The sequence below is a fragment of the Leptotrichia sp. oral taxon 215 str. W9775 genome, assembly GCF_000469505.1.
Taxonomy (GTDB): Bacteria; Fusobacteriota; Fusobacteriia; order Fusobacteriales; family Leptotrichiaceae; genus Leptotrichia_A.
This window is the reverse complement of the sequence record NZ_KI272839.1, coordinates 18,274-34,345: the sequence shown is the minus strand read 5'-3', so window position 1 is coordinate 34,345 and position 16,072 is coordinate 18,274. Positions and strand designations below refer to the sequence as shown.

The window sequence follows — 16,072 nt, the reverse complement described above, 5'->3', positions numbered from 1 at the left end:
GGTTTACTTCTCTCAAATTTAGCTTTTGCCATTTCTTTTTTCCTCCATAATTATATATTTGTCTGTCTTCGAAATTTTAAATTATTATTTACCTTGTCTTTCAGCTATTACTTGTTGAGCTATATTATTTGGAACTTGTACATATTTTTCAAATTCCATTGAATATGATGCTCTTCCTTGAGTTTTTGATCTCAAGTCAGTTGCATAACCGAACATTTGTGCTAAAGGTACTTGAGCATTTATTATTTTCGCATTGTTTCTTTCTGTCATTCCTGAAACTTGTCCTCTTCTTGAGTTCAAATCTCCAATAACATCTCCCATGTATTCTTCAGGTGTAGTTACTTCTACTTTGAAGATTGGTTCAAGCAATATTGGATTTGCTGCTCTCATGGCTTTTTTAATTGCCATTGATCCAGCTATTTTAAACGCCATTTCTGATGAATCGACTTCGTGGTAAGATCCGTCATAAAGTGTTACTTTTACATCCTGTACAGGATATCCTGCAACAACTCCGGCTTCTAATGCTTCCTGAATTCCTTTATCTACAGCAGGTATATATTCTCTAGGAATTGCCCCTCCTGTAATTTGGTTGATAAATTCATATCCTTTATCAGGATTTGCTTCAACTTTAATCTTAACGTGTCCGTATTGTCCTCTACCTCCAGATTGTTTTGCATATTTTTCTTCAACATCTGCTGCACCATTGATTGTTTCTCTGTATGCAACCTGAGGTTTACCTACGTTAGCTTCAACTTTAAATTCTCTCTTCATTCTGTCTACTATGATTTCCAGGTGTAATTCTCCCATTCCTGAAATCAAAGTTTGTCCAGTTTCCTGGTTAGAAGTTACTTTAAATGTTGGATCTTCTTCAGCAAGTTTCGCTAATGCCGTTCCCATTTTTTCCTGATCCGCTTTTGTTTTTGGTTCAACAGCTATTTGAATAACTGTATCAGGGAATTCCATTTTTTCAAGTATTATTGGTTTATTTTCATCACAAAGAGTATCTCCAGTAGTTGTTTCTTTCAATCCTACCGCTGCCGCGATATCTCCTGAATAAACTACATCAAGTTCTTCTCTTTTGTTAGCATGCATCTGAAGTAATCTTCCCATTCTTTCTTTTTTACCTTTTGTAGAGTTTAATACATATGAACCTTTGTTTAAAACTCCTGAGTAAACTCTGAAGAATGATAATCTTCCTACAAATGGATCTGTTAAGATTTTGAAAGCCAATGCTGAGAATGCTTCTTCATCTGAAGGCTGTCTTTCCATTGGTGCTTCAGTTTTAGGATCTATCCCTTTTACTGAACCTACATCTAAAGGTGAAGGCATGTATGCAACAACTGCATCAAGCAGAGGTTGAATCCCTTTATTTTTAAACGCTGTACCACATAACACAGGTACTATTACTCCACTTATTGTAGCAATTCTTATAGCTTTCTTTATTTCTTCTTCAGTGATTTCTTCTCCACCGAAGTATTTTTCCATTAATTCGTCATCAGTTTCAACAACAGATTCAAGCATATGTTCTCTTGCAGCTTGAGCTTCTTCAAGAAGTTCAGCTCTTACATCTGATATATCATAAGCTGCTCCCATTGTTTCATCTTTAAACAGATACTCTTTCATTGTTATCAAGTCTATAATACCTTCAAATGAATCTTCAGCACCTATAGGTAATTGTATAGGAACTCCGTTCCCTCCCAATTTTTCTTTAATATCGTTTACACACATATTAAAGTCTGCTCCGACTCTGTCCATTTTATTTAAAAATGCCATTCTTGGTACTTCATATTTATCAGCCTGTCTCCAAACTGTTTCTGATTGAGGCTGAACTCCGTCAACTGCCGAGAATACAGCAACCGCTCCATCCAGTACTCTTAACGATCTTTCAACTTCAACTGTGAAGTCAACGTGCCCTGGTGTATCTATTATATTTATTCTGTTACCATTCCAAAATGCAGTTGTAGCCGCAGATGTAATAGTAATTCCTCTTTCCTGTTCCTGTTCCATGTAATCCATCGTAGCGGCTCCTTCGTGAACCTCTCCGATTTTGTGATTTACTCCTGTATAGAATAATATTCTTTCAGTAGTTGTTGTTTTTCCAGCATCTATATGTGCCATGATACCGATGTTTCTAGTATCTTTCAAAGCAACTTTTCTTGACATTCTTTTTTTTCCTCCTTCTTAACTCAAAAACTTACTGTCAACGCTAATAAATTACCATTTGTAATGTGCAAACGCTCTGTTAGCTTCTGCCATTTTATATGTATCGTCTTTCTTCTTAACTGATCCACCTTCGTTGTTTGCCGCAGCAATCAGTTCTTTTTTCAACTTGTTTATCATTCCGTATTCTTTTCTTTCTCTTGTATATCTTACAAGCCATCTTATAGCCAATGCCTGTTGTCTTTCTTTTCTTACTTCAACCGGTACTTGGTAAGTAGCCCCTCCGATTCTTCTTGATCTAACTTCAAGCTGAGGTCTTACATTTTCCATTGCTCTTCTGAAAACTTCAATTCCTTCTTCTTGAGTTTCTTCCTTAATTTGATCCAATGCTGTATAGAAAATATTTTCAGCTATTGATTTCTTTCCGTCTATCATTAATCCGTTTATGAATTTAGTTACTACTTTATCATTATATTGAGAATCAGGTAAAACATCTCTTTTCTCTGCTTTTCTTCTTCTTGACACTATTTGTCCTCCTTACTTTTTAAAAATTTTAGTTTGCACTTGCTGCCGCAGGTTTTTTAGTTCCGTATCTTGATCTACCTTGTTTTCTGTTAACAACTCCAGCTGTATCCAGAGCTCCTCTGATTATTTTATATCTAACCCCAGGCAAATCTTTTGTTCTTCCTCCTCTTATAAGAACGATACTGTGTTCTTGTAAGTTGTGCCCAATTCCAGGAATGTAAGCTGTAACTTCAATTCCGTTTACCAGTTTAACCCTTGCCACCTTTCTTAAGGCTGAGTTTGGTTTCTTAGGTGTAGTAGTATATACTCTTACACATACTCCTCTTTTTTGTGGGTTACCTTTCAATGCAGGTGATTTTTTCTTTTTTTCAGATGTGCTTCTACCAAATCTTACTAGCTGATTAATAGTAGGCATATTTCCTCCTTCCAATTTTTCGTATTATGATTTTCTGTGTTATTTTTATAAACTAAAACTTTTAAAAAGCTCATTTGCTTCAGCCTGTGTCCTGAATTCAGACACACTGCATATCTATTTCAGATATAACGGCTTACTCTAAATTCACTCTAAAAAATATGTAACGACGTTACATATTCTTCTGCACTTAGTTTATGAGTTATAACTTGTCTATTTTATAATATTTAAGCCCTTATGTCAAGGATTTTGTCATATTTACCGTAAAATAGAGTTATATTTTTTATATATTTTTTATATCCTACGATAAATAAAATATATTTTTCTTATTTATAAGGATTCCATGAATTAGTTACCCATTTCATCATTTCTCCAACATGTGAAGGAACCCCTTCAACAGAAATAAAATATATTTTATTTCCTGTAACTATTACGTTTGATATAAGAGAGAGCCCTGAAATATTTTTAACTGTAAGCTGTTCCCCTTTGTATCCATTTATTACAACGCTTTTCCTTACAAGACCTGATTCAGGATGTCCTGCCCCTTTATATCCAATATATAAGTTATTAATAATTTCCGTTGCAATCTGTGAATCTGTCTTTCCCTGTTTAGTTGCTATCCTGATGGCATCCAGTGTATAAATATCCGTCCCATTTGCTATCTGAAATGCTGAAAGTGAAGCATCAGGATCATAAAAAAGAGCCCAGTTTCCTTTTGGATAAGCTATAAATCCTACTTGTTCATTACCAAAACGTCCTTTATTAAAATATACCTGTGCCGCTTTATATACTTCATCCTTTCTTGTTCCAATTTCCATAGCTTTTTTCATTCCCTCCGGTGTGGACATATCCGTTACACATCCCAGCTCTCCTTTTGGAATATAACAATCTTTCTTATTATTTGCCTTCCCTTCCAAAATACTCATAGTACCTAAGATTAACAATAAAATTAATAATTTCTTTTTCATTTTAATGACTTCCTTTCTATTTTTCAAATTGAATATTAAAATTTGTAATTAAAACTTCTTTTGTAACAGTATTTTTCCTTTTTATCTGATAATTTGAATTGTAATAATTAAAATCAAGATAGTTTACAAAAAAATTATTTTTTGAACTCCAGTCCTTTAAAATTCTATTCTCATTTCCTTTATGTTCCATGACATTTGAAAGAGCAAATTTAATTTTCTTTCTATTACATCGTTCTAAAAATCTTAGCAAGTCTTTCTCATCGTTTTCAGTCCACAAATTATTTTCATTATAACTTGCTTGTCCTAATAAATAAGGTGGATCAAGATAAAAGAAAGTATTTTTTTGATTAATTTTTTTTAAATCTATATCACGAAAATCTATACTTTCAAATTCAGTTTCAACTAATTGAAGATTATAAATAAAATTTTTCAATTTTTTTCGTAATTTAGAATTAAAATCTCTTTTTCCTACTGGTAAATTAAATTCATTTCTTTTATTAAATCTGATTTGATTATTAAAAGAATAAAATATTAACAATAAAAATAATATTTCCTTTTTTTGACTATTATAATCTTCTCTTAATCTCAAAAATTTTTCTTTATTGTATTTTCCTAAACCATCATAAGAATTACACCCATAATATTCATAGCCATTTTTAAAGGAATTACTTAAGTCATAATACTCTATTTTTTCTTCAATTTTTTTTTCCAACTTTTCGTAATTCTGTTTTTTCAAAAACTTAAGTAATTTTATTAATTCCTTATTTTTATCAATCCCAATTATTTTCTTTGCATTAAAATTTGCTCCCACATTAAAACCGCCACAAAAAATATCATAAAAAATATCAATATCTTTCGGTATTTTTTCAAAAATCTGTTTCAATAATCTGAATTTTCCGCCTGTATAATTAAGTGGTGACTGAACTATATTTTTCTTTGTATTTTCTATTATAAAAAGTTGATTTTCTTCTGCTACTATGTTTTCTTCTGTTAGGTTATTTATAATGTTTTTTTTAGCTTTTTTTACCTTACAAAAAAAGATTCTTTCACTATGATTTTCAATATTTGTCTTTCCTACTGTAAACGGATTAAAATCTTTTTCAAATACAACCACTTCTCCTTTAGATTTTAATATCTCTAAAATTTCATCATCACTAATTCTTCCATTTGAACGGGAATTAGCTTTTTGCTGAGTATTATTATATGAAAAAAGAATATATTTTGCCTCAATATTTTCAACCAGCTCTTCTAATGTTTCTTTAGCATTTGATAAACAATATTTACTTTTTATATGAGTTCTATCCATTTTTTTTGCAACTCCAAAAACCTCAGGTTTATTATTTGTTGCTATATTTTCTAAAAAATGATAGGCATCACTATATTGCCTTGAATTATATGGTGGATCAATGTATACAATATCTGCTTTAATTTTTTTTACTAACTCATTTGCATCCATACAAAAAATTTTGTTATTTTTATTATTTTCATTTTCAATTTGAGGTAATTTCAAAATTAATTCTTTTTCTAAATCTCCATTTTTTCTATAAGCATCATAGTGTCCTACTGTATTTGCTATCTTATCAACAGCATAAACTAGAGATGTTATTAATATTGCTCTCTCTCGTTTATTTATTAATTTTTTCTCAAACAAATTATCAATATCATCTCTTACGAATCCAACTTTTTTTAGATTTTTTTCATTTAAATATGTATTTTTAAAATTTTTAGAGTAATAATTTTCCTTTTTTACATTTTTTTTATTATATTTTTCTATTATATCTGTTACTTTTTTCTCACTATACTCCAAATCTGAAAAAAAGCATTCATATGAAATGTAATTACATCTCAACAAATCATTTAGCACAACATCATATTTTTTGTTAAAGTAATCTGCCACAACTCCTGTTCCTGCAAACAAATCTAAAAATATTTTACATTTTTTTGTATGCTCCTGTACTATTTTTTCAATAAATTCCAATAATTTATATTTACTTCCTAGATATCTCCTATTGTATATTTTAAACTTTTCCAATATTTTCACCTTCTATAGAGTTATTCCATATTTCTTCGTACCAGTTATTGCATATAAATTCTACTTTGCTATAATTTTCAAAAACTTTATTTAGAAAACATTTATAATTTATATTATTTTCGAGTAAATAAATTATCTTATCTATTGTTAAAGAATAAATTTTTATCCCATTTGTATATTTTTCTCTGTCTTGTGTTGATTGAAGTTGAATTTGTGAAGTTGCTCTAAAAATATTAATCACATTTGCATCTAATTCGTTTGCAACAAAAAAAGTGTATGTTTTCTTATTTTCTTCCATATTTTTTATTGTCAAATTCGTTGTATGGCGTATTACAGGCTCAAGTTCTCCTCTTTTTTGAGTATTTTTGTCCATTAATGTTGCTTCTAACATAACATCAAAGTCTGAATATTCTGCAATTATATCGCCATCACCACCTGGAGCATGTGAAAGTGGAAATCCATCTCCATCAAGAGATAATTTCAAACTTTTCTTCAAATTAAATTCTTTATTAGAAATCCTATGCCAGGCTATTGCCAGTATATATTCAAAAATTGTAGGAATTTTCGCATTATCTGTAACTTCTTTTGAAATCTTTTCATCATTTTCTCTATTTTTAAATAAAGCAAGTATATTGCAAACTTTACTATTTGAAAATCTTTCTTCTAATTTTTTCTCAAAATCCTTATCTATTTTTTCAGAAAAATATTCAAAAACTGATATTTCTTCTGGAATATTATTTTCTCTTCTCAATTTTTTTTCAAAGTTTACAATTCTTTCATTTGATAAATTAAAGATTTCTACTAATGAAAAATTTTTATGAAATATTTCTTTTTTTTCATCATTCATTTGGCTACATAGCTGCATATCCATAATTTCTGAAAAAATATGTTTACTTAGCCATTTATACGATAAATTTACCAACCCATTTTCAAAACTTATTATCCCTGAAAGATTAAAAGTTCTAATTGTCATGTCATTATATTCAAAAATTAAATCATAGTTTTTAGAATTCCGAAATAATTCATAAAATAACTTGTTAAACTCTTCAATATTTTCAGTGTTAAATATTGTTTTTTTATTCTCTTCAAAAAATTCTTTTAACGTCTTACAAAATTTAAATGGAACTTTATTATAACCAAAGGCTTTTTTTATACTCCCTTTTTTACTTATTTTTTCTAATTTTTTATATGTTTCCAAATTCCTATTTTCAAAAAAATCTAAAGATATTTCATAAAATTCAAAATAATCTTCTATTTTATCTTTGCTTTTTCTATTTAAAAAATACTTTTCAAATTTTTCTTTTGAAATTCTATTCTTTTCTTCAAATTTTATTTCTAAAGTTTCTTCTTGTATATATCTTGCAACATATTCACCAAAACTCATATTTTTATTTTTTACTAATTTATATTTATCTAATATTTCTCTATATTCTTCATCTGTTTTACCAGCTCTGATTAAAGATAAAATCGTACAAAATTCTTTTTGAGGGATATCATCAAATTTGTTAAGCAAATATACCCCCATTCTAAATGGATAAATATAATTTTCTCCTTCAGATTCATAAACTCTTAATTTCAATAATTGTCTTAAAAAAATAATATTGTCTGCTGATAGATTAAACAATTTTTCAATGTCATCCTGTTTTGTATCTCCATCTAACAACGCTTCTCCAACTGCTGTTATTTTTCTTTTTTCATCTATAAGTCCTATTTTTACAAGTGCATTTGTATAAGTTCTTCCTCTTTTTTTCTGTTCTAAAACAAAATATTCCATCAAACTTTCATAATTTTCAACTTCTTTTTTTTCTTTATATTTTTCAAAAATACTTTCTTTAAATTTATCAGATATAAAAGAATAATAATCACTATAAAAAGTATCATTTATTAGTCCACTTTTTGCAACATATTGATAAAAATTCATTTGTGAACTATTATTTGTATTCCATTCTTCCAATTGTTCTGTAATTCCCTGTAACATCACTTTATAATCATCTAACAAATTTTTTCTTCTAAAACTTGTATCTCCTAAATTCATTACAGAATCTTTATTCTGTAGTTTCATTTTTTTCACTCTCCCACTCAAAATAGGCTTCTACAATATTATTATTTGAAATATTATCTTTCTTCTTAATTTTAGAAAAAATATATTCTCTCACTAATTTTATTAATTTTTCATTATTTTTTTCTAAAAGTTTTTTTATTTCTATTTTTGAAAATTTTTCTAATTCATTTTCCGTAAATTCAGAATAATCAAAATTTTCTTGATCCAATATGTATTTCCATAATATCTCTGATTTATATTGTTCCAATGATTTAAAAAATTCCTTGTTTTTATATTTTTTTAATTTTTCTATAAAAGAAATCGGTAATCTATTATTTAAACCTGATACTAATAAAAAATCTAAAATGTTTTCCTGCTTAGATATCAAATTTACTAAAGTATCCATTTTTAAGTCTTTATTATCATCTTTTTTCTGGAATATCTCATCTAATTCTTCCAGTATTTTATCTTCTGTTTCCGGAATAAAGTCAATAAATTTTTGATTCAATAAAAAGCTATAACTTTCTATATCTAATGTCTCTTTTATTTCTTTTAGTATTTCATTTTTTAACTCTTCAAAATATGTTTCATCTATTATTCTTAAAAAATAACCTTTTATTTTTAAATTATTTTTATTAATAAAGTTTTTTATTTTATCATTTTTTGAAATTTTTGGCATTTCTTTTTTATTAAAATAGTATGTAATGTGATGCAATAAATTTTCATCTATTCTTTTCCTATTAATTGAAAAAATCTTTTCCAATATCTTATCAAAAAACTCTTTGTTTAAATTTTTAAAATTTTTACAAATTATAACTCTAAAGTTATCTGCTACCTCCAAAGCATAATTATTTTCAAAAAAGACATTGCTATTTTTATCGTTTAATATTATATCAACTAATTTTTCAAACTGAGTTTCTATTAAATCTAATTTTGAGATTATTAGTAAAATACTTTCTAAAGTATCTATTTTTTCCATAAATTCGTTGTCATTCTCTATTATCCAATCAAGTATATTTTTGAGTAATACAATTAATTTATCGAAAATTTCTTTTTCACATTTTAAATCTTTTATCTCATATTCATTAAATAATTTTTTCAAATCACTGTAACTTAATTCTAACATCATAAAAAAATCAAAATATTCAAATTCTTCTATAAGGTTTCTGTTTTTAAACATCTGATTTTTGACCTCAATATTCTTATTAGTATACGACATAAGTAAAATTTCAATGTACTTTTTCATAAATTCTGAATAATCAGAAAATGAATTTCCAAATATTCCATTTAAAGAACAAAAATAAAATAAATCTCTTGACAAAATTATAGCTTTGTATGACGGAGGTATTCCCATTACATATGAAGTACTTTTCCCTTTTCTTACTTTATCAAATAATTTGTTCATTTTCTTATTTAAAGCTTCTAAAGTTGAATATTTAAATATTTCATTAAAAAGTTCTGTTTCATATTTAAAATATTCAAAATACCTATCTTCCAAACTTTCTTCTATACTTTCAAAAGTTTTATTTAAATTTTCTTCTGCATGTGTTATTTCCATAAATTCAATAATACTCAATATAAAGTTATCCCAAACTAATTTTTCATTTTTACTATTAACATTTTCTTTTTCTTCTATCATACTTTTTATTGTTTCTTTTGCTTTATTTATTTTTTTAAAAAATAAATATCCATGTACAATTACATATTTGTTAATATTGTTATTTTCTTTGTATTCTTCTACTAAATTCTGAAAATTTTTGTAATCATAATCACAAATTATTTTTAAAAATTTTTCTTCTACTTCTATTTTTTCTTCTAAAATATTTTTTTGTTCTTTTCTCTTAGGAGTAATTCCTTTTTCAGAAAAAGGAATTAATATTTCTTTTTCATTTCTATTTATCCTCTGAAGAATTTTTTTTATCCTTGATTTAAAAAGTATCTCTTCATATTTTTCTATATCTTTAAACTCTAATCTTGTACATAAAATTCTTTTCCAATCTTCATCTATACGAATTTCAGAATATTTATTAAGTTTTTTCCAATTGTGCTCTGTTAAATAATTTAAATTTATATATATTTCAAAAATTTTTTCTTGCTTCACTTTCTCTTTTTCATTATAAATATTCGATAAAAATTTAGTTAGAGTTTTCTCATAATTATTATTAAATCTTTCTTTTTTATTTTCATATAGTACTTCGTCGTTATTATCATTCAAAAGTTTTAATGAAATTTTATTTATCTGTTCACCATTTTCTTCCTCTTTACTATCTTCGTTTGTAAATTCAACAAGAAATGCTTTTCTAGTTTTCTCTTTCAAAATTTCTTTTATCCAATTCATAATTTGTTGCACATTTGTATCACTGTATGAATAACCTATAAATAGTACTGTATTTGTTGTAAATAAACCTTTTACAAGAGTTGAAATTAATTGAAAATTTTTTTCATAATTATCATAATCACTTTGCTTCAAAACTATATTTTTATTTTCAAAATCACCATGCATTTTTATAAGCATTTTATTAGAATTAGTGTACGGTAAATCTTCATCTTTACTTACAATTTGTAAATTTTTTATTTCATCTTCAATTAATGTATCATAATTTGTTGTAATTATATAAGTCAATTTCATTTTTTTTAAAATTCTATGAATAGAATTGGGAACATATTTTCCAGAAAATCTTTTTTCTGCAATTTCATAATATTTCAAACTACCATATCTTTCAAAAACTTCTTCTGGTATAGTTAAAAATTGTTTTGATGTAAATTCTTTTATTCCTCTATAATCAGCATAATTTTTTATTAATTCTTCCCATTCTGGCAATCCACTATTTTTAGAAACTCCTGCTCCAACAAAAACTACTAATTTTCCTTTTTCTAATTCTTCAGCTAAAAATCTAATATCTTGTTCTAACACTTTTTTCCCCTTTAATCAAAATGAAATCTTTAATTTTTATTCTTTTTCTTAAAAATTCTTTTCTCTTTTTATTACGATATACTCGATTTTACAATATTTTAGTGATTATATATTTTAACTACCATTTTATAAGCATAAGATATCTCTATCATATTATCTTTAAAAATTTTATTTTTGGTTTGATTTTAGTTAATTTACATTATATCAGAAATCTCTAATTTTTTACACATATAGTTTATTCTAAAATATATTTTTTAAAAATTTTATTTTGTTTTTTCTGAAGAATATTTTTACCTTAAAGTCCTCATTTTTCAATATTAAGTCTACTATACTCTTTTGAAATCAACAATTATATTTTAATTAAATCTCTAATGATGCTCTTGCTTTTTTGAAAAATCAAGTTATCATATTAGAACAGAGTAGTTAGATAATTTTTATATACATATATGAAAATTAATTTTTTAATTTTTGGAGGTTTTTTTATGATTTCTTTTATTTTAGCGATTATCGCTCTTATTTTAGGCTACGTAATTTACGGAAAATTCGTAGAAAAAGTCTTTGGAATTGATCCGAAGAGAACTACGCCTGCAGTAGAATGTTATGATGGTGTGGACTATGTAGAAGTTAGTACACCAAAAGCATTCCTTATTCAATTTCTTAACATTGCAGGAACAGGTCCAATTTTTGGGGCTATTGCAGGGGCTTTGTGGGGACCGGCCGCATTCTTATGGATTGTATTCGGATGTATTTTTGGAGGAGCAGTTCATGACTACTTGATTGGTATGCTTTCACTTAGGGATAAAGGAAGCAGTATTGGGGAAATTGTTGGAGAAAACTTAGGTGTTGTAATGCAGCAGGTTATGAGGGTTTTCTCAATCATTTTATTGTTACTTGTTGGAGTTGTATTTATAAAATCACCTGCCGACATTCTTCACAATTTGATTCCAGGTGTCAGTGCTATGACTTTTACAATTATCATAATTATTTATTATATTTTAGCAACAGTTCTTCCGCTTGATAAAATTATTGCAAAAATTTATCCAATTTTCGGTTTTGCGTTGCTATTTATGGCAGTCGGTATCGGAACTATGTTAGTTTATGGTCAATTTACAGGAGCTTTTGTAATTCCTGAAGTTACTGAAGTTTTTAAAGGAAATTTACATCCTAAAGGTATTTCGATTTTTCCTTATCTATTTATTTCAATAGCCTGTGGTGCAGTAAGTGGTTTCCATGCTACTCAGTCTCCAATGGTTGCCCGTTGTATAAAAAATGAAACTGAAGGAAGAAGAGTATTCTATGGTGCAATGATTGCTGAAGGTGTTGTTGCATTGATATGGGCTGCCGCTGCCATGACTGTGTTTGGCGGAATAAAAGAATTAGCTGCTGCTGGTTCACCTGCAATTGTAGTAAATAAAGCATCTGTTCAGTTACTTGGTATTTTCGGAGCATTTTTAGCAGTACTTGGAGTTGTTGCTTGTCCTATTACATCAGGGGATACTGCTTTCAGAGGATCAAGATTAATTATTGCCGACATCTTTAAAATTAAACAGGCCCCAATTAAAAACAGATTCTTTATCGCAATACCTTTATTTGCTATCGGTATTTATTTAACAACTATTGACTTCAACATTATTTGGAGATACTTTGCATGGGCAAACCAAACTCTTGCCGCTGTTTCATTATGGACTGCAACAGTGTGGCTTGTTAAAAAGGGAAAACCATTTGTATTTGCATTAATTCCTTCAATGTTCATGACAATGGTTGTTACAACTTATATCGTAATAGCTCCGGAAGGTTTCGTAAGATTCTTTAAAGGTGTACCTGTTCATACTATCGAACTTTATGGAACATTAATTGCAGCTGCAGTTACTGCTATCTGTACAGCATTATTATTTAATTACAGACGTAAGCTAAATAGTACTCCAAAAGCTGAACAATTAAACGTTGCAAAATAAACAGCTGAATAAATAGAAAAACAGTCAAACGAAGAATTTGAAATAAAATCTTGTTTGACTGTTTTTTTGTCTCTATAATATATTTGATTTTCTTTCCTTAATCATTGAATTATACAATGCTTCAAATAATGGAACTCTTGTTATCGCAGTTGTTCTTGAAGAAAAAACTATTTCATCATGCAATGTTTTTATTTCCACAAGACCTCCAAATGATTTTTCTAATTTAATAGGCTTTAATTTTTCCCATGGATAAATTTTCTCTTTTACTACTAAACCTTCTTTTTTTATTACCAGCTTATTATTACTTTCTTCATAAGCTTTTTTTACTTCCTCCTGAAGTCTTTTAAGCGGGACAACTTTATCCCTCATTGCACGGAATATTCTATCTCTTCTTTTCCCAAAAAAATCCCTCTTCCTGTAATCCTTTTTTATATCTTCCTCATCTCTGACATGAAAGACCTCTTCTCCCCCTGAATTTATAATACTCTGTGATGTCGGAATTTTTTCCAGCAAATAATTTTTCAGAAAATCATGTACAGTTCCATCCGGAAATGCTATGGAAGGTATTGTTCTCCAATAATTCCTGTTATTCCTGTAAGCAAGAAAATACCCCGAATATGTAGTTATTATAAAATATTCCAGCGAATTATAGTCTATATCTTCCTTTTCAGGACTGTATAAAAAGGATTTTTCCTTTAATTCCAAAGTTTTTATTCCATTAAATAATATTGTCATCAATATGGAAAAACAACAATATCCTGCAAACAATGTCACAAATATGAACCATTTAATTAACTGTGCCAATGCTAAAGATACCAATCCTATAACCAGCCATTTTAACAAATTCTTATAAGTAACTGTACTATATTTAATAATTTTTTTTTCATTATCAGATATATCCACACAGTTTACAATTTTTTCAACTTTTTCATCTGATATAAATTTCTTTTCCCTGTTTCTTTCAATCTCAACATAATCTTTTTCTTCTTTCATAACTATATTATCCAGGCTAATCTAAAAAATATTTTAAAATAGCCTGCCCCCTTTCTTATATTTTTCTATATTTCAGTATGCCATAATTCCATTACTGGATTTAAAACCATCTGTAAAATTTTTCCTACTACATATATTTCTTTAATTCCTCAGACTTTTCATCCCACTCTTCCATTTTTGACATTTCTTCCTCTTCGAGTTTGTCAAACTGCTCCTGTATTTCCATTAATTTTCCGAGATCATTACGTTTTCCTGCAGCTTCATATTCTATATTCAGTTCTTCCCTCTTCACTGTAATTTTTTCCATTTCATCTTCCAGTTTCGCTACATCCCTTTTCAATTTAGAAATCTTTTTGCTCAGCTCCTTCTGCTCCTGATAGGAAAGCTTACGCTCTTCCTTTATTTCAATTTCTTCAGCTGTCTGGGATGAAGTTTTTGCATTCTTGAGGCTTTCCTTGTAATCTTCATAATTTCCCTTAAATTTTGTAAGTCCATTTTCATCAAGGTAGTAAATCGTATTACATACGCTATCCAGAAAATGTCTGTTATGGGAAACTACAAGCATTGTTCCGTCAAAATTTTCAAGTGCATCTTCAAGTACTTCTATGGAATAAATGTCAAGATGGTTTGTCGGCTCATCAAGTATAAGAAAGTTTGCCCTTTTCATGTAAAGTTTCAGAAAGGATACCCTTACTTTCTCTCCACCGCTTAATTTTTCAATTTTCTTTAAAACATCTTCTCCTGAAAAAAGGAATCCTCCTGCAAGATTTCTTAAATATTCTTCCGTCAGGTTGAGAGATACGTTTATTTCCTGCAGTATGTTGTTTGCAGACGTTAAATCCTGATGATCCTGATCATAGTATCCCATTTTCACTCTCGCACCAAATTCAACTTCTCCTGCATCCTTTTCAAGCTTTCCGGCAATTATCTTAAGAAGAGTAGATTTCCCAATACCATTTTTTCCTATAATCCCCACTCTTTCTCCCTTGTAAAGCTTAAAACTTATATTATTTAAGACTTTCTTATCTCCAAAAGTCTTTTCAATCCCTTCCACCTTGAGTACATTATCTCCGCTTATACCGTCTGTTTCAAACTTCAGCTTCATTCTCTGGGGATTAAAAACAGGATCATCCATTCTTTCTATTCTGTCGAGTATTTTCTGTCTCCCTTTTGCCTGTCTTGCTTTTATTCCCGCACGGAATCTATCAATATACTCTTCCATTTTCCTAATTTTTTCCTGCTCTTTTTCATATCTTTTTATTTCACCTTTTAAAATCATTTCCTTCTGCAGTATGAAAGAAGAAAAATTTCCGTCATATTTATATAATTTCCTATTTTCTATCTCGTATATTTTATTACATACATTATCAAGAAAAATCCTGTCATGCGAAACAAGAAGGAATGCCTTGTTATACCTTTTCAGATAGTCCTCCAGCCATTCTATAGAAACAAGATCCAGATGGTTTGTCGGCTCATCAAGTATAAGCAGATCCGGTTCAATCAGAAGAAGTTTTGCTAATGACACTCTTGTACGTTCTCCACCGCTTAAATCCTTCAGATAAAGATTATAGTATTCATCTGTCAATTCAAGCCCTGTAAGTATCTGCTTTATCTTATACTCTATTTCATAACCGTTTTTCGCTTCATAAAGGGAGGACAACTCTGCAGATTGGTTTATAAGATTTTCCAGTTCTTCCCCTTCAGCAGTTCCCAGAAGCATATTCACCTTCTGTAATTTATTCCATATTTCCCTCTCTTCAGAAAAAACAGACATCATTTCCTCATATATTGTATTTCTTTCATCTGAAAATTCATGATTCTGGGATAAATATCCTATCCTCATTGATGGACTTTTTATTATTTCTCCTATTTCATTAGGATTATTTTCAGCTCCGTCAACTCTTTCTTTTCCAAGCAGCATTCTTATAATGGTAGATTTTCCAACACCGTTAAGTCCCACAAGTCCTATTTTATCCTTTTCTTCTATGGAAAAACTTATGTCCTTCAGTATAAAATCTCCTGCAAACTGCTTATATACCTTATTAAACTGTACTAAACTCATTTCATCTCCT

Annotated in this window: 10 protein-coding genes; 1 reads left to right on the top strand and 9 read right to left on the bottom strand. The window is 28.4% G+C overall.

The genetic code is table 11. The annotated features are described in order from the left end of the window. Positions 1 to 84: 84 nt before the first annotated feature. From fusA to HMPREF1984_RS04420, 7 genes are all read right to left on the bottom strand, one after another. On the bottom strand, positions 85 to 2,163 hold the full coding sequence (gene fusA / locus HMPREF1984_RS04450) for an elongation factor G (RefSeq protein WP_021766714.1): 2,079 nt from the start codon (positions 2,161 to 2,163) through the stop codon (positions 85 to 87). 51 nt (positions 2,164 to 2,214) lie between these two features. Continuing rightward, positions 2,215 to 2,685 carry a 30S ribosomal protein S7 gene (rpsG, locus tag HMPREF1984_RS04445; protein WP_021766713.1) on the bottom strand — a complete coding sequence of 157 codons (471 nt, stop codon included), beginning with the start codon at positions 2,683 to 2,685 and terminating at the stop codon, positions 2,215 to 2,217. 28 nt (positions 2,686 to 2,713) lie between these two features. Further along, positions 2,714 to 3,100 carry a 30S ribosomal protein S12 gene (rpsL, locus tag HMPREF1984_RS04440; protein WP_036099783.1) on the bottom strand — a complete coding sequence of 129 codons (387 nt, stop codon included), beginning with the start codon at positions 3,098 to 3,100 and terminating at the stop codon, positions 2,714 to 2,716. Between the two features lie 323 nt (positions 3,101 to 3,423). Further along, entirely contained in the window at positions 3,424 to 4,065 is a 642-nt protein-coding gene (locus HMPREF1984_RS04435; RefSeq protein WP_036099782.1) for a hypothetical protein, read from the bottom strand. A 16-nt stretch (positions 4,066 to 4,081) separates the two neighbouring features. Next, entirely contained in the window at positions 4,082 to 6,097 is a 2,016-nt protein-coding gene (locus HMPREF1984_RS11615; RefSeq protein WP_051314461.1) for a Dam family site-specific DNA-(adenine-N6)-methyltransferase, read from the bottom strand. Continuing rightward, complete coding sequence (locus HMPREF1984_RS04425; RefSeq protein WP_036099780.1) at positions 6,084 to 8,159, bottom strand: AlwI family type II restriction endonuclease; 2,076 nt, start codon at positions 8,157 to 8,159, stop codon at positions 6,084 to 6,086. Before HMPREF1984_RS04425 ends, HMPREF1984_RS11615 begins: the two co-directional genes overlap by 14 nt. After that, entirely contained in the window at positions 8,143 to 11,052 is a 2,910-nt protein-coding gene (locus HMPREF1984_RS04420; protein ID WP_021766707.1) for an SIR2 family protein, read from the bottom strand. The genes HMPREF1984_RS04425 and HMPREF1984_RS04420 overlap by 17 nt, the downstream gene beginning before the upstream one ends. A gap of 482 nt (positions 11,053 to 11,534) precedes the next feature. On the opposite strand from HMPREF1984_RS04420, the gene HMPREF1984_RS04415 reads away from it, so the two are divergent. Then, positions 11,535 to 13,007, top strand: a complete 1,473-nt coding sequence (locus tag HMPREF1984_RS04415; RefSeq protein WP_036099778.1) for a carbon starvation protein A — start codon at positions 11,535 to 11,537, stop codon at positions 13,005 to 13,007. A 72-nt stretch (positions 13,008 to 13,079) separates the two neighbouring features. On the opposite strand, the gene HMPREF1984_RS04410 is transcribed toward HMPREF1984_RS04415, so the two are convergent. Next, positions 13,080 to 14,000, bottom strand: coding sequence for a hypothetical protein (locus tag HMPREF1984_RS04410; protein ID WP_021766705.1), 921 nt, complete (start codon positions 13,998 to 14,000; stop codon positions 13,080 to 13,082). 127 nt (positions 14,001 to 14,127) lie between these two features. Beyond that, positions 14,128 to 16,062: an ABC-F family ATP-binding cassette domain-containing protein gene (locus HMPREF1984_RS04405; protein WP_036099775.1), complete on the bottom strand. Its 1,935-nt coding sequence runs from the start codon at positions 16,060 to 16,062 to the stop codon at positions 14,128 to 14,130. Positions 16,063 to 16,072 lie beyond the last annotated feature (10 nt).

Bases quoted from the DNA above. Each gene is read 5' to 3' on its own strand.
- fusA (WP_021766714.1), bottom strand. From the start codon at position 2,163: ATGTCAAGAAAAGTTGCTTTGAAAGATACTAGAAACATCGGTATCATG.
- rpsL (WP_036099783.1), bottom strand. From the start codon at position 3,100: ATGCCTACTATTAATCAGCTAGTAAGATTTGGTAGAAGCACATCTGAA.
- HMPREF1984_RS04435 (WP_036099782.1), bottom strand. From the start codon at position 4,065: ATGAAAAAGAAATTATTAATTTTATTGTTAATCTTAGGTACTATGAGT.
- HMPREF1984_RS04425 (WP_036099780.1), bottom strand. From the start codon at position 8,159: ATGAAACTACAGAATAAAGATTCTGTAATGAATTTAGGAGATACAAGT.
- HMPREF1984_RS04415 (WP_036099778.1), top strand. From the start codon at position 11,535: ATGATTTCTTTTATTTTAGCGATTATCGCTCTTATTTTAGGCTACGTA.
- HMPREF1984_RS04410 (WP_021766705.1), bottom strand. From the start codon at position 14,000: ATGAAAGAAGAAAAAGATTATGTTGAGATTGAAAGAAACAGGGAAAAG.
- HMPREF1984_RS04405 (WP_036099775.1), bottom strand. From the start codon at position 16,062: ATGAGTTTAGTACAGTTTAATAAGGTATATAAGCAGTTTGCAGGAGAT.